This window comes from Sulfitobacter sp. G5_S2_6_S6, from assembly GCF_054968505.1.
Genome location: NZ_JBQKUI010000008.1, coordinates 109,475 through 130,813, shown reverse-complemented (window position 1 = coordinate 130,813; position 21,339 = coordinate 109,475). Strand labels below are relative to the sequence as shown.

The window sequence follows — 21,339 nt, the reverse complement described above, 5'->3', positions numbered from 1 at the left end:
TAGCCCCCGCGACAAAGCGTCCTGTGCCTGTCGCCTGCTCTACGCAACAGCGGCAGCATTCAGAACCCGTCCAGCGCGCTTTGCGTGATCTCGTCCAGCAGGGCCTGCACCTCTTGCATGGGGCCGTCCGGGTAGGTCGGATACCCGACAGAGACCGCGCCGTCGATGTCGGTGACAAAGATGCTGTAGGGACAATGGGCGATGTTCATCGGGTCCGCCTCCATCACCTTGCGCGACACCACGGCAGAGCAGAATAGAAACACATCCGCCGCGCGAAAAATCTCGACATCGCTGCCGACATCGCTGGCGGTACGGGCCAGCATCTCGCCCGTGTGGCTGACGTGGTCGATCACCAGCCCCTTGCCGACAATCGCGTTCTCGACCGCGAAGGTCGCATCGTCAAAGCTACCGTCATAGGCGTAGGTCACGGCCTGATCCTGAGCGGCGAGCGGCGCGGCACAAAGGCAAAGTGCTGCGGCAATCTGTAACGGTCTCATCCTTGGTCCTTTCACAAACGGGCGCAGGCCTATCCTATCACCCTCGCCGTACGTCGCCAATCATGCGCACCGTCACGGGGCGGGAAAGCTGTTGAGATAGGCGATCACCGCCTTGATCTCGGCATCGCTTTTCAAGCCGGAAAACCCCATCTTGGTGCCCTTCATAAAGCTGCGCGGTGCTGCCAGAAAGGCGTCCAGCGTCTGGGGTGTCCAGATCAGCCCATCCTCTGCCTGCGCCATCAGGGCGCGCGAGTATTTGAACCCCTCGACCCCACCGGCAGGCGCACCAACGATCCCGTTCAGGACCGGGCCCGCGCGGTTTTTGGCGCGTTTGCCCAGCTGATGGCAGGCTTTGCATTTGCGGAACACCAACTCTCCGTCGGCGAGCAAGGCAGGGTCGGCAGCAGGTTCTGACACCGCCTCGACATCGGCAACGGGCGTTTCTTGCGGCACAGGCGCGGGGGCGGCGTCCTTGGGTGTTACATCCAGCGACAGCGCGCGCATGGTAACTTTCACGCTTTCCTTGCAGTCCTCCATACACGGATCGACCTGCCAGCGCGGCAATTCCATAGTGTCGCGATCATCGCGAAGGAAACCGTCGGCATTGGGCATCTGGACCGCGGTGAAGTTATTTTTGGACAGGGTAAATTCCTCTGCCACCAGATCGTTGGAATACAGGATATACGCCACGATGGCATAGACCTCATCCGCCGTCAGCGTTCCCGCATCGCCATAGGGCATGGATCGGCGGATATAGTCGAAGCTTGTGGACAGATGCGGCCAATAGGACCCGACCGTCTTGACCGGATCGGCATCCGCCAGCGTGTCCTGACCGCCCGCGAGCGCAGGCCAGTTCCCGCGGCCTTCGGCAAAGTCCCCGTGGCAGGCTGCGCATTTGTCGGTAAAAATCGCTTCGCCCGTCAGCACATCGCCCTGCCCCTCGGGCAGACCGCGCCCATCGGGCAGCACATCCACATCCCAGGCCGCGATCTCTTCCGGCAGCGCGGCGCGGCCCAGACCGAAGGGGGCCGCCGCCAAGGGCAAAGCTGTGGCCGTAGCGGTGACGCACGCAGCAATGGTGTTAAGAAACTTCGACATTTTCAACGCTCCCGTCCGCGTGCAGCCACCATGTTTGGATGCCGTTGTTGTGGTAGACAGAGTTCAGCCCCCGCACCGCGCGCAGTTGCGTTTTCGTCGGCTGGACATAGCCCGTGTCATCCATCGCGCGAGATTGCAGCAGCATCTCTGTGCCGTCCCACTGCACATCGAGGTAAAAGCGGCTGAGCGCCATCGGCGTGCCCTTTTGGGCCAGTCGCGCGGTTTTCCAGCTTGCGCCACCATCGGTCGACACATCCACGCGGGTGATCGCACCGCGCCCCGACCATGCCAGCCCGGTGATCACCAAAGGCCCCGCCCCATGGGGCACCGGCGATTGCGGGCTTGGTGCGGTGATGACGGATTTTGCGTCCATCGCCCACGTCCATTTGCGGCTGGTGCCATCGGCCAGCGTATCGGTGTATTTCGACGTTTCCTCACGGCTTTCGACGGGCGCGTCCGTGACCTCTATCCGGCGGAGCCATTTGACCCAGAGGTTGCCCTCCCACCCCGGCACGACCAGCCGCACGGGGTAGCCGTGTTCCTTGCGCAGCGCCTCGCCATTCGCTTTGAACGCGACAAGCACATCGTCGAGCGCCTTCTCCATCGGGATCGACCGCCCGTTCGACGAAGCATCGGCACCCTCGACATAGACCCATTTGCCCGCAGGGTCATAGCCGGCTTCCTCCAGCAGCAACCGCAGGGGCACGCCGGTGTATTCCATATTATGGATCATGCCATGGGTGAACTGTGCCCCGTTCAACTGCGCGCCCGCCCATTCCATGCCCGAATTGGCCGCACATTCGCAGAAATATACGTGATTTTCGCGCGGGAAACGTTCCAGATCGGCGTAGGTGAACACCAGCGGGCGGTCTACCAGCCCGTTCACCATCAACCGATAATCCTGTTTCGACAGTTCGATCGCGCCCGAGTGATGCCGCTCAAAGGCGCAGCCCTGCGGGGTGATCGTACCGTCCAGCGCGTGGATCGGGGTGAAGTTGATCGAACTGATGGTATCCGCCGTCAACCAAGGCACATTGCGCCGTACCACGTCCTGCTCGAACCGGATCGGCAGACCGTAGGGCGTGACATCCACCCCATCGCCCAAGCCCTGCGCCCAGGGTTGCGGTTCAACGATCAAGGGATCGGGCGATTGCGCGGCGGCGCTACGGGCCGCCATCGCCCCTAGTCCAGCAGTCGCCGCGCCACGCAAGAAGGCCCGTCTGTTCGCTGTCTTCCGTGGTGCCATGGCCTTGCCTTTCATGCTGCCCTGTTACGCGCCCTTGACGATGACGCTGGTGTTGGGGTCCAGCGACACGCTGCCCTGCTTGCGGATGTGGCTTTCGACCACGTCCCAGATCGCGGGGCCCTCGGTGCCTTCGTTCACGCTGGCCCAGCCTGCAACCTGATACGTCTTGGCCGGATCGATACGTTCACCGGTTTTCAGCAAGGTCAGTTCAGTGATGCGGCTGCCTTGCGGCTGGGTCACGTCAATGCGGTAGCCAAGCCCGCCTGTGCGCACCATGTCACCGCCCTGCTGGTAATAGGGGTTAGGGTTGAACAGGTTGTCGGCCACATCTTCGAGCACGACATGCAGGAATTCACCAGTCATCTCGGTCCGGTAGGCTTCGGGGTAGGTCATGGAGGTGACGTTCCAGATATCCTCGCGCGTGATGTCCTGCCCCGGCAGGATCGACGGCCCCCACCGCACACCGGGGCTCAGCGCGATATCGGCCTCGCGCTCGGAAAGCAGCGCGTCGCAGATCAGGTCATCCCAGGTGCCGTTGAAATTGCCGCGCCGGTACAGCAGCGTGTCTTCGGCGGTGGTGCCGATCACCTCTGTCAGTTGGTCAAGATAGGGGGCGCGTTGTGCGTCGATCAGCGCGCTCATCGCCGGATCAGGCGCAATCACATCAGAGAAGATCGGGATCAGCTTGTGGCGGAAGCCCATCATGCGGCCGTTGCGCACGTCCAGATCGACGCGGCTGACGAATTTGCCGTTCGACCCCGAGGCCACGATGATCGTCTCGCCCACCAGCACAGGCTCTGGCAGCGCGTCATGGGTGTGACCCGACAGGATCACGTCGATCCCCGACACCACGCCCGCCATCTGCTTGTCCACATCAAAGCCGTTGTGGCTCAGGCAGACGACCAGTTCGGCCCCTTTGGCGCGGACCTCGTCCACCATTTCCTGCATCCGTTCATCGCGGATACCGAACGAGTATTCGGGGAACATCCAGCCGGGGTTGGCGATCGGCATATAGGGGAAAGCCTGCCCGATCACCGCGACTTTAACGCCGCCGGTCTCGTAGAACTTGTAGGGTGGGAAAAGCTCTGTCGGTTCGTCCCATTCGGCGTCAAAGATGTTCTGCCCCAGGGCGGCAAAGGGCAGCCCCTCGACGATCTCCGCCACGCGGTCAGAGCCGAGCGTGAATTCCCAGTGAAAGGTCATCGCGTCAGGCTTGAGCGCATTCATCACGTTGACCATGTCCTGACCTTGCGTGTGGTAGCAGGTGTAGCTGCCGTGCCAGGTGTCGCCGCCATCCAGCAGCAGCGCATCGGGCCGGTCCGCGCGGATCTGGTTGACCACACTCGCCACACGGTCCAGACCGCCCATCTTGCCATAGCCCTGCGCCAGCGCCGAAAAATCGTTATAGGTCAGCGCATAGGCCGAGGGGCTGCCGTCCGCGATCCCGTAAAGCTTGCGGAAATCCGCGCCGGTCAGATGCGGCACCTTCCCGCGGTTCTCGCCCACACCGATGTTGACCGAAGGTTCGCGGAAATAGATCGGTTTCAACTGCGCGTGGATGTCGGTCACGTGGATCAGGCTGACATTCCCGAAGGTGTCGAATTCAAGCAATTTATCCTGCGTCAACGCCTGCTGCGCGGCGAGCTTGCCCCAGTTGCCAAAGGACGACGCACCATACAAAGCCGTTGCAGCCATGCTGGCCTGAAGAAAGTCACGACGAGAGATCATAGGTTGGCCTTTTCGACGCGCAATTCATATGCGCATATTTGAATAATAATATGATAAAAAGACCCGCCTCGCATCGGCGAAACGGGTCTTTTCAGGTTAGTTCCGGACAGAGGGCCCTTCGACCGACAACCCGTTCCCGCGCGAGCCGACGTACAGCTCAAGCGCGACAAACTCGGGGCTGCCGGGGTCAAAGGTCTCGGCACGGGTGTCGCGTACACAGCCTTTGAAACGGGCCTGCACCGCGTTCAGCTTGGTGTTTTTCAGACGGTAGGTCGGGAAACCGTTGATCTGGCCCTGGCTCAGGTGGTCGGCACGGATCATGTTGCCATAATTGTCTTCGTGGCAATTGGCACAGGACAGTTCAAGCTGGCCGAAACGGGTATAGTAGATCTCTTTGCCCTGCTCCCATGTGGATTGGGCCGGACCGTCGATGGCGATGTTCACCGGCATCCCCCGCGAGACAGAGGAGATCAGCGCCGTCATGTTCACCATGTCGCCGCCAGTGTATTTCCACTTTTCCGCCCCCATGCGGTTCTCGCGGCAATCGTTGATCTGCATTTCCAGCGTGCGCACCTCGCCCGCGGAGTCGACATACTTCGGATAAACCGGACGCACGCCTGCCATCTCGGCCGAGGCCCCGTGACAATCCGCGCAGGATTTACCCTCTGATCCGTCGGCGGTGTTCCAGACATCTTCGGCCTGTTCCACAAAGATCATACCGGCGTTGTCGAAATCATCGGCCTGCATCGCGCGGGTCTCGGCGCCGCGAAACAGCCAGCCCGACATGACCTCGTCTACCGCGTCCGCCATATGCGCGGGGGCGGCAGTGCGGGTCACGATGTCGATCTCTTCGTTGATCACCAGCGTATCATCCACGGGATCGGCGAAGGCCCCCGTCGACATCAGCGCCGCAGCAAGGCACGCGCCCAGACCTTTTGTGAAATTGCTCATTCCTGTTCCTCCCAAGGATGCGGACGCTTAGCCGATCGCGATGTCTTTGGTTTCCTCGTAGACATCGCCGTCATCGTCATACCACGTGAAGGTGAATGTCCCCGCTTCGGGCACGGTGGCGTCGAATTCGAAATACGGGTTGGTCGATATCGCGGGCTCCATCGCGACATCGATCACATTCTCGCCGTTAAAATCGCAGGTGAAACGGTTGATGATCGACCGCGGGATCGTGTTGCCGTCGCTGTCCTTGCGCTGGCCGGATTCCATCTTGTGGCTGATCAGGGTCTTGATCGTGATGGTTTCGCCAGCCGCTGCTGACTTGGGGACTTTGACGCGGGGTTTTACACCAGATGCCATGTTTTTCTTCCTCTCGCCTTAGCCGCCGCAGCCGCCGATTGTTACTTTGATTGTGCTGGTCGCCTTGGCGAAAGAGCCGTCGGCCAGCTTGGCGATCGCCACCACATCCTGCGTGCCCGCCAAGCGGATGCGGGTGGAGGCGTGCTGCGTTGCTGCCAGCGGGCCGAACTTGAAGTTCGCCACAGGCGGCGTGGGGTTGCCAAGCGCCAGCACCATGATTTCAGTGGCACCGGGGGCGTCGACCTCGATCGGGACGGTATTGCCGTTTTCAGCAATCTCGGGGGCGGTCAGGGTCACGCCGGTATCAGCCATCTCTGCACCGCCGGTGAAGGCAGCAATCGCGTCATCCCCGGCGGCGGCCACGGCCAGCTTGGGCAGGGACAGTGCGGCAAAGGCACCTGCCCCCATCGCAATCGCACTACGTCGTGTAAATTCCATTATCATCACTCCTGATCAGATCCCGCTCGGTGGGGTTCTTAGTCTTTCAACGTGGCAAGATAGGCCACGACATCCTCGATCTGCTGGGCGGCCAGAATAGGCCCCAGCGTGTCATCAGCCGCCTTGCCGGTATAGCCCTTGCCCGGACGGATATAGCCGCTGTCCTTGTAGAACGCAGGCATCATCGTTCCCTCGAACAGCATCTTCGCGTTGGCGACAATGCCGCGCAATTCAGCCTCGGTCCAGCGGTCCCCCGCCCCATCCAGCATCGGGCCGATTTCGCCCTGGAACGGGATATCGGGCAAAGCGCTGACCTGATGGCAGGCGATGCAGTTGCCAAGCTTTTTGCTGCCCACGATCTTGGCCCCCTCTTCGGGGTTACCGGGAGTGCCGGTCAGCGATTGTTCAACCGCGCCATACTCATCATAGACCACGTCACCGGGGGCCACGTCGGCCGCATGCGCCGCCGCGGCAAAGCCGACAGAGGCCACCAAGGCAAATACGGAAACTTTCATGCGTCCTCCCACAGACATTCATTTTGAAAACCCTACTGCCCGCGCCAAAATGACGCAACTATAAATTCAATTTATTGAATTTCTTATAACAGCACGGCATTTAGCGGATCCTACCGCCGTTATTCCTGCTCTTCAATGAGCATACGCGCGTGATATTTCTGGAACGTCTCGTCCCCCTCATATCCCTTGTCGACGACCCAGTTCATCATGTGAAAGGTCGTCGCCGGACCAAAGGCACCGGGGACCGTCGCGACCGCCGCTTCAACGGCCGTCTGCCCTTCCTCTACGGTCTGGGGGAAATACATCAGCGTCGGCGTGAACATCTGACGCCATTTGCGCACCATGTCCTTCTCGGGCAATGACTCTCCGTCAAAGTCGGTGACCTCGACATCGCCGAACATGTTGATTTGCACGACAAAGAAGTTCTCGCGCAGGTAGGCGTCGATCTTGGGCAGGGGGAAAACCTCTTCGTGCATCTTGTTGCAGTAGATGCAGCCCCGCTGTTCGATGATGACCATCAGCCGCTTGCCCTCGTCCGTCGCCTCGGCCAGATCGTCGCGCAGATCTTTGAAGGTCTCGCGCATCCAGGCGGTTTTGTGCAAACCGTCATCCCCCAAGGTCGCGGCACTGCCCGCAGTCACCATATAAGCGACAGCCGCCAGCGCGGCCAAAGCGTTTCGGATCATCTTCATCAAAAGTCCCTCCGGTTGTTAGCCAATGGCGCTGAAAACAGGGAAGGTTTCAAGCATCCACTGCGCAATATAGTTGATCGAGTTGGTGGCGATCAGCAGGCCAAAGACAAGCAGCAGAACCCCCATCGCCTTTTCTACCGTGCCCAGATGTTGCCGGAACCCCGCCATCCAGCGCATGAACGGCCCGATGAACAGCGCCGCCAGCACGAAAGGCGCGGTCATGCCCACGCCGTAGGTCAGCAGCAACAGCGCGCCCGAGCCCGCCGTCTCGGCCCCCGCGGCGGTGAACAGGATCGCCGCAAGCACAGGCCCGACGCAAGGGGTCCAACCAAAGGCAAAGGCCAGCCCGATCACATAGGCCCCCAGAAAACTGGTTGCCGTCGTGTTCCCCGCATCCGCACGAAACTGGCGATATAGAAAACCGATACGGATCACGCCCAGAAAATGCAGGCCCATCGCAATGATAACAGCCGCAGCGACCCGTCGCAAAACATCGAAATAGTCACGCACGATCTGGCCAAAGGTCGTGGCCACCGCCCCCAGCCCGACAAAAATCGTGATAACTCCCGCCGCGAAGAACAGCGCCGCGATCACCGCGCGCCGGCGCACGGCGGCATCCACCGGCCCGTCTGCCGTGATCTGGTTCATGCCGACGCCCGCCAGATAGCTCAGATAAAAGGGCACGATCGGCAGGATGCAGGGCGACAAAAAGGACAAAAGCCCGGCAAATGCCGCGCCCAGAAAGGTGATTTCAAGCATGCAGGTTGCCTTTATCTTGTGCCATTCACATATTCACATTAAGTATTTTGAAATCAACAGGTGAATTCCCTATGCGGTTGCGCACTGCTTTCTTGTCTCTCTCGGTGGCCGCAGGCCTTGCGGTTTCCCCTGTGATCGCAGCGGCCCAGACCGCGCTGATCATGGTCGAGGAACAGGGCTGCGTGTGGTGTGCCCGTTGGGATGACCAGATCGCCCCGATCTATCCCAAGACCCAAGCGGGCAAGGCAGCCCCATTGCGCCGCGTTGATATCAACGATGACAAACCCACCGATCTGCACTTTGCCCGCAGCCTGCATTACACGCCGACGTTCGTGTTGATGGTCGACGGCCATGAGGTGTCGCGCATCGAAGGCTACCCGGGCGAAGATTTCTTTTGGGGCGTTCTGGAAAAAATGCTATCCGACGCCAAATTGATGCCAGACCCCGCCAAAAGCTAGCGCCCTTGCGATATGCGCACGCCAATCCCCTTTTATTCAGCCAAGGATGTTAACCAGTGGGTAACCCCGGTTCCGACACAGAAATGAGCCAAGCCGATCGGGACCGTATGGCCGAAAACGCCGCACGTGCCTCTAACTTCCTCAAGGCGATCAGCCACGAGGGGCGGTTGATGATCCTGTGTCACCTCTCTGCAGGCGAAAAATCCGTCACCGAGCTGGAAGAGCTACTGTCAGCCCGTCAGGCGGCGGTATCCCAACAGCTGTCACGCTTGCGGCTTGAAGGCCTGGTAACGCCACGCCGCGACGGCAAAACGATCTATTACCGGCTGGCCGATGACCGTCCGCAAAAGATCATGGAAGTCGTCTATGATATGTTCTGCAAACCGGACAGCGACGGGTAAACGCGTCTCAGAGCTGCTCCAGATACGTCAGCAGCCGCGCTTCCGAGGCGAATAGCCCGGTCTTGCGCCCGACCTTGATCTCGGGCGGGGCTTCGCCCGCCAGATCGATCACCGCCGGATGGATATAGCTGTTGCGCGCCACGGTTGGCGTATTGCTCAACTGTGCGGCAGCGGCTTCGGCCAATTGCTTGATGGTGGCCTGCCCTTTCTCGGCGGCCTCGAAGGCGGCCACGGTGCCCGCCCATGTGCGGAACGTCTTGGCGGTAAAGTCGTCGCACCCCGATGCTTCGGCTATATAGGCGTTCAATCCGGCTGAGTTCAACTGATGCACCTCGCCCTGCGCATCGGCCCATGTCAGCAGCTCCGCCCCCGGCAGGTCGTTAATTTTCTCCAGCGTTTTGGCCAGCGTCCGGTCGTTGATCTGCCGCCGCACCTTCTTGCCGCCCTTGGCCGTATAACGCAGCCGGATCACATTCCCGTCGAGTTTGACATGGCGCGACCGCAGGGTCAGCGTGCCATAGCTGCCATTCTCGCGCGTGTAGTCCGGATTTCCCACCCGCAGCGACGCGCGATCGATCAGCGTGACGGCGCTGGCCAAGGCAAAGCTGCGCTCCCCTGCCTGCTGATCCAGATCGCGGGCGACAAAGCGGCGCAGGCGCGGCAAAGCATGCGCAAAATCCACCAAGCTTGCGAATTTCGTCTCTGCCTGCGCCTCTGACCATTTTTCATGATAGCGATATTGTTTGCGATTGCGGGTGTCCCGCCCCGTGGCCAGCAAATGCCCGTTCGCCAAAGGCGTCATCCACACGTCTTCATAGGCGGGCGGCACCGCCATCGCTTCCAGCCGCGCGCGTTCCTCCCCGCGGGCGATGGTAGTGCCGTCCGGTGCCTTATAGGTAAACCCGCGCCCGCGCCGCTGACGCGAAATGCCGGGGCGGTCATCGCCATAATAGGTCAGCCCCGCGCCGCCCATATGTCAGGCGGCCTCGACTTCCGACGACAGCTTGAGCACCTCATCCCCGTCGTCTTGCTCGATCAACAGCGCCGGATCATCATCGGACCCGTTGCGCGTGACCTCGGAGCCCTTCAACGTACGGGTCACACTTTTGGTAAAGCGTTCTGTCACCTTGCCACTGGCAGTGCCCTGCCCCCAGTCCCATTTGACCTCGGTGCCCTTGGATATGCCTGACATCGTCGTCCCCTCTGCACTGTTTGGTGTGAAAGGATAACGATCTATGCCCGAAACGGGTTCCCTCCGGTCAGACCCGCCAGCGCAGCACGCGGGTTTCGATGGCGGCAATCACGGCGCTCACGCAAACCCCAAGCACCGACAGGATCACGACACCCGCAAACAGACGTTCAAGATCATAAAGACTGCCGGCCTCAAGGATATAAGCCCCGATGCCATATTCCGCGCCCAGCATTTCAGCGGCCACCAACAGGATGATTGCAATCGCCAACGAGATGCGCAGCCCCGACAGGATGCCCGGCATCGCCCCCGGCAGTACGATCTTGCGCACGATCGACCACCACGACAGACCAAAGCTCTGCCCCATGCGGATCAATCCGCGGTCCACATTGTCCACCGCCGCATAGGTCGCCACAACCGTCGGCGTGAATGTCCCAAAGGCGATCAGCGCGTATTTACTGCCCTCGTCAATGCCGAACCAGATCACGAACAATGGCAAAAGCGCAATCTTGGGGATCGGGAACAGCGCCGCAACCAGGGGCACCAGCCCGGCACGCACATAGCTGAACAGCCCGATCATCACCCCGACGCCGACACCAACCAAAGCCCCGAGCGTCGCCCCCACAGCCAAGCGGCTGAGCGAGGGGGCCAGGTGTTTGAACAGCATCCCCGATTGCCACAGCTCGACAAAGGTCATCGCCACATCCGAGGGGCGCGGCAATGTCAGGTTAGAGATAAAGCCGCTGCGCGTGCCCCATTCGGCCAGCAGGATCAGCAGGACAAAGACCAAGACCCCCATGCCCCGTCGTTGCTTGGGGGCAAAACCGCCACCACGAAAGGCGACGGGGCGGCTGTTTGTATGTGCTGCATCAGACATGGATCAACTCCGCATCGGCGGCGGCGGCTTCTTCGCGCATCAGCCCCCACAAATGTTGTTGTTGCGCCTCAAGGGCGGCATCGCCATAGGCACGCTCTGCCAGCGGGGTGGTCAGCTCGACCACTTCGCGGATCTGCCCGGGGCGGCGAGATAGCACCACGATTCTGTGCCCCAGCCGTACGGCCTCTGCCAGATTGTGGGTAACATAGACGGCGGTGAAAGGCTGGCGGGTCCACAGGCTGATCAGATCGTCCATCAACAGCTCGCGCGTCTGGCTGTCCAGCGCGCTGAGCGGTTCGTCCATCAACATCACCGCAGGGTTCACCGCCAAGGCGCGTGCAATGGCCACCCGTTGTTTCATGCCGCCCGAAAGCTGTTTGGGCAGGGCATCAGCAAATTCGGTCAGCTTGGTACGGGCCAGCACATCGTCGATGATTTGCGCCCGCGCGGAGGCGTCCAGCCCGTGATCCTCCAGCACCAGCGCCACATTGCCGCGCACGCTGCGCCAGGGCAGCAAGGCGAAATCCTGAAACACGTAGGTGAGCGGGTTCAGACAGCCGGCTGGGGGCGTGCCCAGTTGCAGCACCTCGCCCGAAGTCGGCTGCTCCAGCCCGCCCAGCATCCGCAGCAGGGTCGACTTGCCACAGCCCGAAGGCCCGACGATGCAGACAATCTGCCCTGACGGGATATCAAGGTTGATATCGCGCAGCACTTCGGTCTCGCCATAGGTATGGCTGACTCCCGCTAACCTAAGATCCATGAGAAACGTCCTGAAATATCAAAGGCCGGGCAAAGCCTGCCCGACCTGTCGTTGGTATAGATGGCGCGATCAGGCGCCGATGGTGTCGACGAAAGACGTGTCGATCAACGTCTCCAGCGTGATATCCGCATCCACCAGCCCCTCGGACTGGAACCAGCTCAGCTGGTCACGCACAGAGGCGACGTTCAACGCGGCCGCCTCGTTCAGACGCATGGTGCCGTTGACAATCCCCGGCGTCGCGGCCTCGAGCGTTTTGTCGGTGTAGACGTAGTTGTGGATCAGCTTGACCATCTCGGCCACGCCTTCCGCACCGGCGGTCTGTTCGATCATCGCTGCGTTGTAGTCAGCCGCCCCCTTGGCATAGGCCGCAAGGTAATCCTGCGTCTGCTGCTTTTCGTCGGTCGCGTTCTTGGTCGAGGTAAAGACCGTGGTGACCTGATAGTCGGGCAGATAATCGGACACGTTCCCGATGATATGCACGGCACCCGAGCCCGCCAGTGGCTTGGCGATATGGGGCACGATGGACCAGCCATCAATCTGGCCGGTCTTCAGCGCCCCGATGATGGCACCCACCTTCTGCAACGGCTTGAACGACAGCTCGATCCCTTCGGCCTGCGCCATCTTTGACCCCATATAATGGAACGACGATCCCGCCGTGGTCATGCCAAAGCTCTTCCCGTCCAGCATCGCAGGCGCGGTCACACCCGCCTGATAGGCCGCGTCCGAGGCCAGAAACTTCTGCCCGTCAATGCCTTTCTCTTCAGACAAGGCACCGCCGATCACCTTGATCGCACCCTTATCCGCCAGCGACACCAGCCCGCCCGAGATCGCGGTCACGGCATAGTCGACATCCCCGCTGGCAATCGCCACGGCCATCGGTTGGGCGGCCTGAAAGAACTTGAGCTCGACATCCAGACCGGCCTGCTTGAAATACTCGCGCTGATAGGCCACGAATGTGCCGGAATGGCTGGTAAAGCGCAGCGCGCCCAGAGTGATCTTTTTGCCCTGCGCAACAGCCGGTGCTGCAAGCCCGACCGCGGCAGCGGCCCCCATGGTCGCCAATGTCTGGCGGCGGTTGAATGTGGTCATGATATCCTCCCCTTGAATTTGCGCGCACAATGGGTCGTGGCATGACGTAGTGTCAAGCGCACGCCCCCCGAAAACCACCCTCAAGAACGAAGCGTCACCGCCTGTGGCACCCAGCCTCGCCCGCTTCCAAATGGCCCTAAATCCTCGCCGAAGGCTCCCCAGATTGCCAGCGCGCGCGACATTGCCTATATGGGCGTCACCGCTGCATCAGCCCCCTCCCTTTCACAAAAGGCCCGATCCCATGACCTTCGACCGTTCGATCAAAATCGCCCCCTCCATCCTTGCTGCCGACTTTGCCAATTTCGGGGCAGAGTGCGAAGCCATCGAAGCGCAGGGTGCGGACTGGGTACATGTCGATGTAATGGACGGGCATTTCGTCCCGAACATCAGCTTTGGCCCGACCACCTGCGCCGCGATCCGCCCCCATATCAAGGGCGTGATGGACGTGCATCTGATGATCGCACCCGTGGATCCCTACATTGATGCCTTCGCCAAAGCCGGTGCCGATGTGATCACGGCCCATGTCGAAGCCGGCCCCCATATCCACCGCACGCTGCAAGCGATCCGCGGTGCCGGTGCCAAGGCCGGTGTCGCGCTGAACCCCGGCACGCCTGCCGCAGCGGTAGAGCATCTGCTGGACGTTGCCGATCTGGTCTGTGTGATGACCGTGAACCCCGGTTTCGGCGGGCAGAAGTTCATCGACATGAGCGACAAGATCCGCACCCTGCGCGCGATGATCGGCGACCGCCCGGTGCATATCGAAATTGACGGCGGTGTGGACGTCAACACCGCTTCCAGCGTGGCGCAGGCGGGGGCTGATGTGCTGGTCGCAGGCTCCGCGGTGTTCCGTGGCGGGTCTGTCAGCAACCCCGCCCCCTACGGCGAAAACATCCGCGCTATCCGCGCCGCTGCAGAAGGCGTCTACGTCTAAGCGCCAGCCGCACACCAGCGACAAAGCAAAAGGCCGGCCCCCACCACGGGGGACCGGCCTTTTCCTTAACACCCCACAGGGACCAATCAGGATCCAATCAGGCCAGCTGATCCTTGAATGTCTCGATCAGCTTGTGCTTGAGGATCTTGCCCGTGGGGGCCGCAGGCAGGGCCGTTCCGATAATAAACTGGCTGGGGCGCTTATAGCCAGTGAGCCGATCCTTGACGAAGGCCTTCAGGTCTTGCGGGTCCAGCGTGTCGCCCTCGGCGATCTGGACGAAGGCCAGCACCTCTTCGTCATTGCCGGTGGACCGGCCCACCACGGCGGCCTGAATGACCTGCGGGTGATCGTTGATCGCGGCCTCTACCTCCGGCGGGTAGACATTGAACCCGCCGTGGATGATCAGCTCTTTCGAGCGGCCCAGAATATGCAGATGACCGTGTTCGTCGAACGTCCCCAGATCGCCGGTGCGCAACCAGCCATCCTGGCCGAGGACTTTGGCGGTTTCCTCGGGGTTCTTGTAGTAGCCCTTCATGACGTGGGCCCCACGGGTCAGGACCTCGCCCTTGCCATTGCTGCCGCCTTCGACGGTATCATCAATCTTGGTCTCGACACCGGGCAAGGACGGACCGACCGAGATATCAGGCGATCCCAGTGGGTTACTGGTGGCCGAGATACCGGCGGTGGATTCCGTCATGCCATAGCCGTTCTGGATCGCGACGCCGTAAAAGGCTTCGGCCTTGCGCTTCCACGTGGGGTCCAGCGGTGCCGCCCCCGAAGATACATAGCGCAGCGTTTCGGAGTTGAGCTGCGTCAGCCCTTGCTCTTTCGTGTATTGCATCAGCAGCGCGTGCATCTGCGGCACGGCCGACAGGAAGTTCACCCCCGTGGTCAGCGCGGTATAGAGCTTTTCAGCCGAGAAACGCGCCTCCAGCCGGATTTCGGCTCCGGCGCAGCAGGACGCGGTCATGACAGAACACAGCCCGAAAACATGGGTCAGGGGCAACACGCCATAGACCACATCGCCCGGATTGATCCCCCGCAGCGTCGCCGAGGCATTGCCGCCAAAGCGCACGTTGGCATGGGTCAGCATGACGCCCTTGGGGTCGCCCGTTGTGCCGGTGGTATACAGCAGCACCGCCACATCGCTCAGATCCCCATCAGGGTTGCTGGAGATCGGGGTGGCCAGATGCATCGCGCCGAAGGCACCGGTGATCTCTGCGGCATCCAGCCGTTCCGCATGGGCTGTCGCATCCGGTGAGGCGTGGCAGGTCATCAGCACAGCAGCAGGCGCCGCGTGGTCAATGATCCGCTGGATCTCGCCCGCGCTTTGGCGTGCGTTGACGGGGATGATGACGGCGCCGGCTTTCCACGTGCCAAACACAGTGGCCACGGCGGCGGCACAGTTTTCCGACAGCATCAACACGCGGTCGTTGGGCTGCACACCGGCATCCTTGAGCGCCTGCGCGATGTCGTCGCTTGCCTTGTCGAACATCTTGTACGTCCAGCGTACCCCTGTGCTGTCGCTCAGCGCGGGCGCGTCCCCGCGTGCGGCCACTTGATCCGCCAGAAATTGCTCTACACGTACCATTATATTCTCTGCCTCCCCGCAGTCTTTCAGAACCCGGTCAGCGCGTCTGGCTGCGGGTTGGGTCAATAGATCGGTGGCCGAGGGTCAGCCGCCGTAATTCGGTGTGCGCTTCTCGAGGAAAGCGGCGATGCCTTCGGCGGCTTCATCTGCGCCAGTGGCATGGGCCATGGCGTCACATTCCGCTTCAAGCTGGTCGGCCTCGGACACGTCATAGCCCTGTGCGACCAGCCCGCGGATCACCCCTTGGGCTTCGCGGGGGCCTGCGGCCAAACGGTCGGCAAGCGCCATCGCGGCCTCGAACGCGCCGCCCTTGTCGGTGACGGCATTTACCACGCCCAGATCATGCATGCGTTCAACGGTGACGGGCTGCGCCAGCAAGCACATCTCCATCGCGAGCTGCCGCGGCAGCGCACGCGCGAGCGAGGCGGTCAGCCCCCCGTCGGGCACCAGCCCCGCCTTGACGTAAGCAGCGGTGAACTTGGCACCGGCGGCGGCAACGATCAGATCGCAGGCCAGCGCGAAAGACAGCCCCGCGCCCGCGGCACCGCCTTCGACGGCGGCGATCACCGGCACCGGACAGGACCGGATCGCGCGGATCAGGCTGTGCAATTCGTTGATCTTGCCCCGACGTTCATCTTTGGGCATGTCGCGGCGGGCAATCAGGACATTCAGATCGCCGCCCGCGCAAAAGAAATCCCCTTCGGAGGTGAGGATCACGGCACGGATACGCGGCTCGGCGGCCATTTCAATCGCTTGGCCGATGCAGGCGTAAAGCTCGGGCGACAGGGCCCCCCGCTTATGCGCGTTTCCGTTCCAGATGACGATCCGGTCACCCTTGTCTTCGATCCGAGCGCTCATTTCAGTTTCTCCTGTGGGACGCGCTTGAACACGCCTGTGGATGTCGCAATGACCGTACCGTCTTCGTGGACGAGTTCAGCGTCGATATACAGCAGGCTGCGACCACCGCCCTTGATCGTGCCGGTCGCGGTCACGCGTCCGGGTTGGCCCGCAGCCAGAAACTGCGTCGTCAGCGAGATCGTGAGGAACGGGTGCTGGCCGGTGGGATCCACGCTCAGCGATCCGGTCATGCCACAGGCGTTATCCAGCAATGTGGCGGCAATACCGCCATGAAGAACCCCATGGCGGTTAAAGTGTTGCGGACCCAGATCAAGAAAGCAGCGCCCGTGGGCCGGATCGGATATGTCGACGACATATCCGACCAGGGTTTGGGTACCGGTCTCGTCCCGGATCAGCTGGCTTTCGTCAGGCTGCTGCAAGGGCAATGAAACGCTCCAGATGGTGGTCTGTGTCACCAAAGCGGTGGTCTGCCATGATGATACGCTTGGCGATGTGGGCCAGTTCGTATTCTTGCGTCATGGCGATACCGCCGTGCATCTGGATGCTGTCTTCGGCAACCAGACGGCCCGCGCGACCCAGCAGGTTCTTGGCGGCAGAGATATGCGTCTCGCGCGCTTTGTACTCCGCTTCGAGGTTACCCGCGGCTACGATCACCGCAGAGCGCGCCTGCTCCATCTCGATCAACAGGTCGGACATGCGGTGCGCGAGCGCCTGGAACGTGCCGATGGGCTTGCCGAACTGCTTGCGGGTCATCAGGTATTCGCGGGTCAGGCGGGTTGCCGTTTCCATCGCACCCAGTGTTTCCGCACAGATCGCGACATTGGCCGCAGCGACGCGCGCCTCGATCGCCTTGAACGCCTTGCCCGCTTCACCCAGACGGGCAGAGGCAGGGACGGACACATCATCCAGCGTGACTTCGGCGGCACGACCACCGGCCAGCAGCGCATAGCCTTGCAGCGTGATGCCCTTGGTATCTGCCGGCACGAGGAACAGCGAGATCCCGTTTTCGTCGCCTGCCTCGCCGCTTTCGCGGGCAGAAACGATCAGCATGTCGGCGTTTTCAGCGTTGACCACAACCGCCTTGCGGCCGTTCAGCACCACGTTGTCGCCATCGACCTTGGCTGTAGAAGTCACCTGGTTCAGGTCATAGCGGCTGGTAGGTTCGCCGTGGGCAAAAGCCACCTGCAACGCGCCACCGATCAGTTCTTCGACGTGGGCCTGCTGGTCTTCATTGCCCAGGTCGGCAATCAGACCGCCGCCCAGAATAGCGGTATCAAGGAAGGGTTCGACCACGCCAGCGCGGCCCAGTTCCTCGAACACGACGGCGATGTCGAAACCAGCGCCGCCAAAGCCGCCCTGATCTTCAGTGAACAGCGCGCCGATGACGCCCAGTTCGGCCAGACCGTTCCAGATGTCGGCGGAAAAGCCGGTGTCGCTTTCAAGGATCTTGTTGCGGGCTGCTGTATCGTATTTGTCGCGCAGGAAACGGCGCAGACTGTCTTGCAGCATTTGGCGTTCTTCTGTCAGGTCGAAGTTCATGCTCCACCTCCCATCGTTGTTTTGGCAATGATCTGGCGCTGGATTTCGTTCGAGCCGCCAAAGATCGACAGTTTACGGTTGTTGAAATATTGCGCGGCGACGGGGCCGGCATTCAACGGATCAGGCAGGGCGAGGTTCGACCCTTCGATCGCTTCGGATGCGAATGGCATCGCATAGGCACCCGCCGCACGACGTGCGAGGTCGTTGATCTCCTGACGGATAATCGTGCCTTTGACCTTCAGCATGGACGATTCAACACCCGGTGCCGCACCCGCGGCCGCCTTTGAGACGATGCGCAGGTTTGTCGTGCTCATCGCCATCAGGTCGATTTCAACCTGTGCCACACGTGCCGCGAAATGCGGGTTCTGCATCAACGGCTTGCCGCCGGACATCTCTGCCTTGGCGATACGTTTGACCGCCGTCAGACCCGCTTGCGAGAACCCGACGCCCGCGATGTTGGTGCGTTCGTGGGTCAGCAGATACTTGGCATAGGTCCAGCCTTCGTTCTCTTTGCCGACAAGGTTTTCGACCGGCACTTTCACATCCGAGAACCAGACTTCGTTCACCTCGTGGGTGCCGTCGAGCAGGATGATCGGGCGCACTTCGACGCCGGGGGTGTCCATGTCGATCAGCAGGAAGGAAATACCCTCTTGCTGCTTCACCGTCTTGTCGGTGCGCACAAGGCAGAAGATCATGTTCGCGTGCTGACCCAGCGTGGTCCACGTCTTCTGGCCGTTGACGATGTAGTGCGTGCCTTCGTCGTTCAGAACCGCTTCGGTCTTGAGAGAGGCGAGGTCGGACCCCGCACCCGGCTCGGAATAGCCCTGACACCACCAGTCTTCGCCCGACAGGATGCGGGGCAGCCAGTAGTCGTTCTGCTCTTGCGAGCCGAATTTTTGCAGCACAGGCGCCAGCATCGACAGGCCAAAAGGCACAATGCGCGGCGCATAGGCAGCGGCGGCTTCTTCTTCGAAAATGTGACGCTGCACCGCGTTCCATTCCGCACCGCCAAATTTCTTGGGCCAGTTCGGGGCCAGCCAGCCTTGGGCGTTCAGGATAGCATGCCACTGTTCCTGACCGTCTTTACCCAGCTCTTCACCCTTGCGGATTTTGTCGCTCATTTCCTTGGGGAGCTTTTCCTCAAGAAAGGCCCGCACTTCGGCGCGGAAAGCCTTTTCTTCGTCGCTATAGCTCAGATCCATTTGTCTTCCTCCGGTTTATACTGTCGGGCATTGCGCCCTTGTTCATTTACTTAGCGGCTTGTTTGTTCAGGTCGTCAAAGTTGCGCCCTTCGGCCACCAGCTGTTTCAGCAGCGGCGCGGGTTCCCAGAACCAGGCGTCTTCCTTGGCGTAGCTTTCGATGTCGGCCAGCAGTGCAGGCAGCCCTTGCAGGTCGGCCCATTTCATCGGGCCACCCCAGTAGCGCGGGAAGCCGTAGCCAAAGAGCAGGACCATATCCACGTCCAAGGGCCGCTTTGCGATGCCCTCGCCCACGACCTTTGCCGCCTCGTTGACCATCGCGGCCATATAGCGGCGCACGATCTCTGCGTCGGTAAAGTCACGCGGGGTGATGCCACGCTCGGCGCGTTCTGCGGCGATCAGCTCGGACACTTCGGGATTCGGCACGCCGCCGCGCGATCCGGCCTCATAGATGTAGTAGCCTTTGCCGGTCTTCTGGCCGAAGTTGCCCGCTTCGCAGATCTTGTCGGGGTATGTCGGCACGCGTTCGGCAGGGTGGCGCGTCGCCGCCTTGCGCTTGCGTGTGGCCCAGCCGATATCGAGTCCGGCCAGATCGCCCACGGCAAAGGGGCCCATGGCAAAGCCGAAATCCACCAGCGCCTTGTCGATCTGGAACGGCGATGCGCCATCAAGCACCATGTGATCGGCGGCGGTGCGGTAGGTTGCCAGAATACGGTTGCCGATAAACCCGTCGCAGACACCGGCGCGCACGGAAATCTTGTTCAGCGCCTTGCCAAGAGCAAAGCCCGTGGCAACCACATCGGGGGCGGTCTTTTCGGCGACCACCACTTCGAGCAGCTTCATGATATGCGCAGGCGAGAAGAAGTGCAGCCCGATCACATCCGCAGGGCGCGAGGTGCTGGCCGCGATCTCGTCCACATCCAGATAGGACGTGTTGGACGCCAGAATAGCACCGGGCTTGCACACGGCATCAAGCTTGCCGAACACCTCTTTCTTGACACCCATGTCCTCGAACACGGCTTCGATCACCAGATCGACCGAGGCGAGGCTGTCATAGTTGATCGACACCTCAAGCGCGGTGTTGGTCATCGCGTCGTATTTCATCTGCGTGATCTTGCCACGCTTAAGCGCGCCGGAAAGATTGCCCGCGATGCGACCGCGCGCGGCCTCTGCGGCGTCTTCCTTCATCTCGATCAGCACGACGTTGAAGCCTGCCAACAGCGCAGCCGTGGCGATGCCTGCGCCCATGGTGCCGCCGCCGATGATGCCGATGGATTGCAGCGCGCGGGGTTCGACGCCTTTCAGTTCCGGCAGGTTGCCTACCGCACGCTCAGAGAAGAACGCGTGGATCATGCCCTGACGTTGGTCTGTCTCCATCAACTCCATGAAAATCTTGCGCTCGGCCAGCATGCCTTCGTCAAAGGGCAGCTCTGCCGCGGCCTGAACCGCGCGGACCGCCTGCGCCGGAGAGATTTGCCCCCGCCCCTTTTTCAGCGTCCCGTCATAGGCCGCATCCCAGTCGATCGGCGCGGGTGCGGCCATCTCGCTGACGGGGCGGCGCGGTGCGTTGGTGGCGATCAGGTTCTCGGCATAGGCGACGCCCACATCCTCGGGGTCGCCCTCGGTGACCTGATCGACAATGCCAAGGCTTTCGGCTTCGGCCGCTTTGACCTGACGGCCAGAGGTGATCAGATCAAGCGAGGGGTCCACACCGATCAGACGCGGCAAACGCTGGGTCGCACCGGCACCGGGGATCAGGCCCAGATGCACTTCGGGCAGGCCCACTTTGGCCGACGGCTGCGCCACACGGTAATGCGCCGACAGCGCGATCTCGAGCCCGCCGCCCAAGGACACACCATGCATGGAGGCGACAACGATCAGCGGAGAATCCTCGATCCGTTTGCACACATCCGGCAGGAAAGGTTCCAGCGGCGTTTTGCCGAATTCGGTGATATCCGCACCGGCGATAAAGGCGCGGCCCTCGCCGACGATAACCACGGCTTTGACGCCGTCATCGGCCTCGGCCTGCGCCATACCGGCAACCAGACCTTCACGAACAGCATGGGACAACGCATTGACCGGGGGGTTCTTGATCCGCAGTACGGCCACGTCGCCTTTGCGGGTATATCCAATCTTGTCAGTCATTTAGCATATTCCTTGGTCTA

The 21,339-nt window shown here is 61.4% G+C and carries 24 protein-coding genes; 3 read left to right on the top strand and 21 right to left on the bottom strand.

The annotated features are described in order from the left end of the window. Nucleotides 1-59: 59 nt before the first annotated feature. The 10 genes from ACTRWK_RS13695 to ACTRWK_RS13650 all read right to left on the bottom strand — a co-directional run bounded on the left by ACTRWK_RS13695 (nucleotide 60) and on the right by ACTRWK_RS13650 (nucleotide 8,281). A complete protein-coding gene (locus ACTRWK_RS13695; RefSeq protein WP_005851974.1) occupies nucleotides 60-497 on the bottom strand; it encodes a DUF302 domain-containing protein in 438 nt (145 codons plus the stop codon). A 72-nt stretch (nucleotides 498-569) separates the two neighbouring features. Next, nucleotides 570-1,595 carry a c-type cytochrome gene (locus tag ACTRWK_RS13690; RefSeq protein ID WP_289081488.1) on the bottom strand — a complete coding sequence of 342 codons (1,026 nt, stop codon included), beginning with the start codon at nucleotides 1,593-1,595 and terminating at the stop codon, nucleotides 570-572. Then, complete coding sequence (gene soxC, locus ACTRWK_RS13685) at nucleotides 1,579-2,841, bottom strand: sulfite dehydrogenase (RefSeq protein ID WP_289081487.1); 1,263 nt, start codon at nucleotides 2,839-2,841, stop codon at nucleotides 1,579-1,581. Before soxC ends, ACTRWK_RS13690 begins: the two co-directional genes overlap by 17 nt. A 24-nt stretch (nucleotides 2,842-2,865) precedes the next feature. Continuing rightward, complete coding sequence (gene soxB, locus ACTRWK_RS13680) at nucleotides 2,866-4,569, bottom strand: thiosulfohydrolase SoxB (RefSeq protein WP_289081486.1); 1,704 nt, start codon at nucleotides 4,567-4,569, stop codon at nucleotides 2,866-2,868. A 96-nt stretch (nucleotides 4,570-4,665) separates the two neighbouring features. Next, the gene (gene soxA / locus ACTRWK_RS13675) at nucleotides 4,666-5,520 is read right to left on the bottom strand and encodes a sulfur oxidation c-type cytochrome SoxA (protein WP_289081485.1); all 855 of its coding nucleotides are present in this window, start codon (nucleotides 5,518-5,520) and stop codon (nucleotides 4,666-4,668) included. A gap of 27 nt (nucleotides 5,521-5,547) precedes the next feature. Beyond that, nucleotides 5,548-5,877, bottom strand: a complete 330-nt coding sequence (gene soxZ / locus ACTRWK_RS13670) for a thiosulfate oxidation carrier complex protein SoxZ (protein WP_180828841.1) — start codon at nucleotides 5,875-5,877, stop codon at nucleotides 5,548-5,550. Nucleotides 5,878-5,895: 18 nt separating this feature from the next. Next, a complete protein-coding gene (soxY, locus tag ACTRWK_RS13665; RefSeq protein WP_037943596.1) occupies nucleotides 5,896-6,315 on the bottom strand; it encodes a thiosulfate oxidation carrier protein SoxY in 420 nt (139 codons plus the stop codon). A 38-nt stretch (nucleotides 6,316-6,353) separates the two neighbouring features. Next, entirely contained in the window at nucleotides 6,354-6,830 is a 477-nt protein-coding gene (gene soxX, locus ACTRWK_RS13660; protein ID WP_074635260.1) for a sulfur oxidation c-type cytochrome SoxX, read from the bottom strand. A 119-nt stretch (nucleotides 6,831-6,949) separates the two neighbouring features. Then, on the bottom strand, nucleotides 6,950-7,522 hold the full coding sequence (locus tag ACTRWK_RS13655) for a thioredoxin family protein (protein WP_260004979.1): 573 nt from the start codon (nucleotides 7,520-7,522) through the stop codon (nucleotides 6,950-6,952). 18 nt (nucleotides 7,523-7,540) lie between these two features. Beyond that, nucleotides 7,541-8,281, bottom strand: a complete 741-nt coding sequence (locus tag ACTRWK_RS13650; protein WP_260004978.1) for a cytochrome c biogenesis CcdA family protein — start codon at nucleotides 8,279-8,281, stop codon at nucleotides 7,541-7,543. A gap of 71 nt (nucleotides 8,282-8,352) precedes the next feature. Here ACTRWK_RS13650 and ACTRWK_RS13645 point away from each other — a divergent pair, with 71 nt between their 5' ends. Both ACTRWK_RS13645 and ACTRWK_RS13640 read left to right on the top strand, forming a co-directional pair. After that, a complete protein-coding gene (locus tag ACTRWK_RS13645) occupies nucleotides 8,353-8,739 on the top strand; it encodes a thioredoxin domain-containing protein (protein WP_037943592.1) in 387 nt (128 codons plus the stop codon). Between the two features lie 83 nt (nucleotides 8,740-8,822). Then, nucleotides 8,823-9,140, top strand: a complete 318-nt coding sequence (locus ACTRWK_RS13640) for an ArsR/SmtB family transcription factor (RefSeq protein WP_180829268.1) — start codon at nucleotides 8,823-8,825, stop codon at nucleotides 9,138-9,140. Nucleotides 9,141-9,147: 7 nt separating this feature from the next. Here ACTRWK_RS13640 and ACTRWK_RS13635 read toward each other — a convergent pair whose 3' ends face one another. From ACTRWK_RS13635 to ACTRWK_RS13615, 5 genes are all read right to left on the bottom strand, one after another. Next, complete coding sequence (locus ACTRWK_RS13635; RefSeq protein ID WP_288960533.1) at nucleotides 9,148-10,113, bottom strand: DNA topoisomerase IB; 966 nt, start codon at nucleotides 10,111-10,113, stop codon at nucleotides 9,148-9,150. 3 nt (nucleotides 10,114-10,116) lie between these two features. Further along, nucleotides 10,117-10,332, bottom strand: coding sequence for a hypervirulence associated TUDOR domain-containing protein (locus ACTRWK_RS13630; protein ID WP_289081484.1), 216 nt, complete (start codon nucleotides 10,330-10,332; stop codon nucleotides 10,117-10,119). 67 nt (nucleotides 10,333-10,399) lie between these two features. Then, complete coding sequence (locus tag ACTRWK_RS13625; RefSeq protein ID WP_174226599.1) at nucleotides 10,400-11,206, bottom strand: ABC transporter permease; 807 nt, start codon at nucleotides 11,204-11,206, stop codon at nucleotides 10,400-10,402. Continuing rightward, on the bottom strand, nucleotides 11,199-11,966 hold the full coding sequence (locus tag ACTRWK_RS13620; RefSeq protein ID WP_289081483.1) for an ABC transporter ATP-binding protein: 768 nt from the start codon (nucleotides 11,964-11,966) through the stop codon (nucleotides 11,199-11,201). The genes ACTRWK_RS13625 and ACTRWK_RS13620 overlap by 8 nt, the downstream gene beginning before the upstream one ends. A 69-nt stretch (nucleotides 11,967-12,035) precedes the next feature. After that, entirely contained in the window at nucleotides 12,036-13,055 is a 1,020-nt protein-coding gene (locus ACTRWK_RS13615) for an ABC transporter substrate-binding protein (RefSeq protein WP_289081482.1), read from the bottom strand. Between the two features lie 241 nt (nucleotides 13,056-13,296). Between ACTRWK_RS13615 and rpe the strand changes: the two genes are divergently transcribed. Next, on the top strand, nucleotides 13,297-13,986 hold the full coding sequence (rpe, locus tag ACTRWK_RS13610; protein ID WP_005851944.1) for a ribulose-phosphate 3-epimerase: 690 nt from the start codon (nucleotides 13,297-13,299) through the stop codon (nucleotides 13,984-13,986). Between the two features lie 97 nt (nucleotides 13,987-14,083). Here rpe and ACTRWK_RS13605 read toward each other — a convergent pair whose 3' ends face one another. The 6 genes from ACTRWK_RS13605 to ACTRWK_RS13580 all read right to left on the bottom strand — a co-directional run bounded on the left by ACTRWK_RS13605 (nucleotide 14,084) and on the right by ACTRWK_RS13580 (nucleotide 21,319). Further along, on the bottom strand, nucleotides 14,084-15,577 hold the full coding sequence (locus ACTRWK_RS13605) for a class I adenylate-forming enzyme family protein (protein ID WP_462843954.1): 1,494 nt from the start codon (nucleotides 15,575-15,577) through the stop codon (nucleotides 14,084-14,086). Nucleotides 15,578-15,661: 84 nt separating this feature from the next. Continuing rightward, nucleotides 15,662-16,435, bottom strand: coding sequence for an oxepin-CoA hydrolase, alternative type (locus tag ACTRWK_RS13600; RefSeq protein WP_037963500.1), 774 nt, complete (start codon nucleotides 16,433-16,435; stop codon nucleotides 15,662-15,664). Then, a complete protein-coding gene (locus ACTRWK_RS13595; RefSeq protein ID WP_235208512.1) occupies nucleotides 16,432-16,890 on the bottom strand; it encodes a PaaI family thioesterase in 459 nt (152 codons plus the stop codon). The genes ACTRWK_RS13600 and ACTRWK_RS13595 overlap by 4 nt, the downstream gene beginning before the upstream one ends. Further along, nucleotides 16,841-17,974 carry an acyl-CoA dehydrogenase family protein gene (locus ACTRWK_RS13590; protein ID WP_037943574.1) on the bottom strand — a complete coding sequence of 378 codons (1,134 nt, stop codon included), beginning with the start codon at nucleotides 17,972-17,974 and terminating at the stop codon, nucleotides 16,841-16,843. Before ACTRWK_RS13590 ends, ACTRWK_RS13595 begins: the two co-directional genes overlap by 50 nt. Continuing rightward, entirely contained in the window at nucleotides 17,971-19,176 is a 1,206-nt protein-coding gene (locus ACTRWK_RS13585) for an acyl-CoA dehydrogenase family protein (protein ID WP_005851934.1), read from the bottom strand. The genes ACTRWK_RS13590 and ACTRWK_RS13585 overlap by 4 nt, the downstream gene beginning before the upstream one ends. A 46-nt stretch (nucleotides 19,177-19,222) precedes the next feature. Next, nucleotides 19,223-21,319: an FAD-dependent oxidoreductase gene (locus tag ACTRWK_RS13580; RefSeq protein ID WP_288960867.1), complete on the bottom strand. Its 2,097-nt coding sequence runs from the start codon at nucleotides 21,317-21,319 to the stop codon at nucleotides 19,223-19,225. Nucleotides 21,320-21,339: the final 20 nt, after the last annotated feature.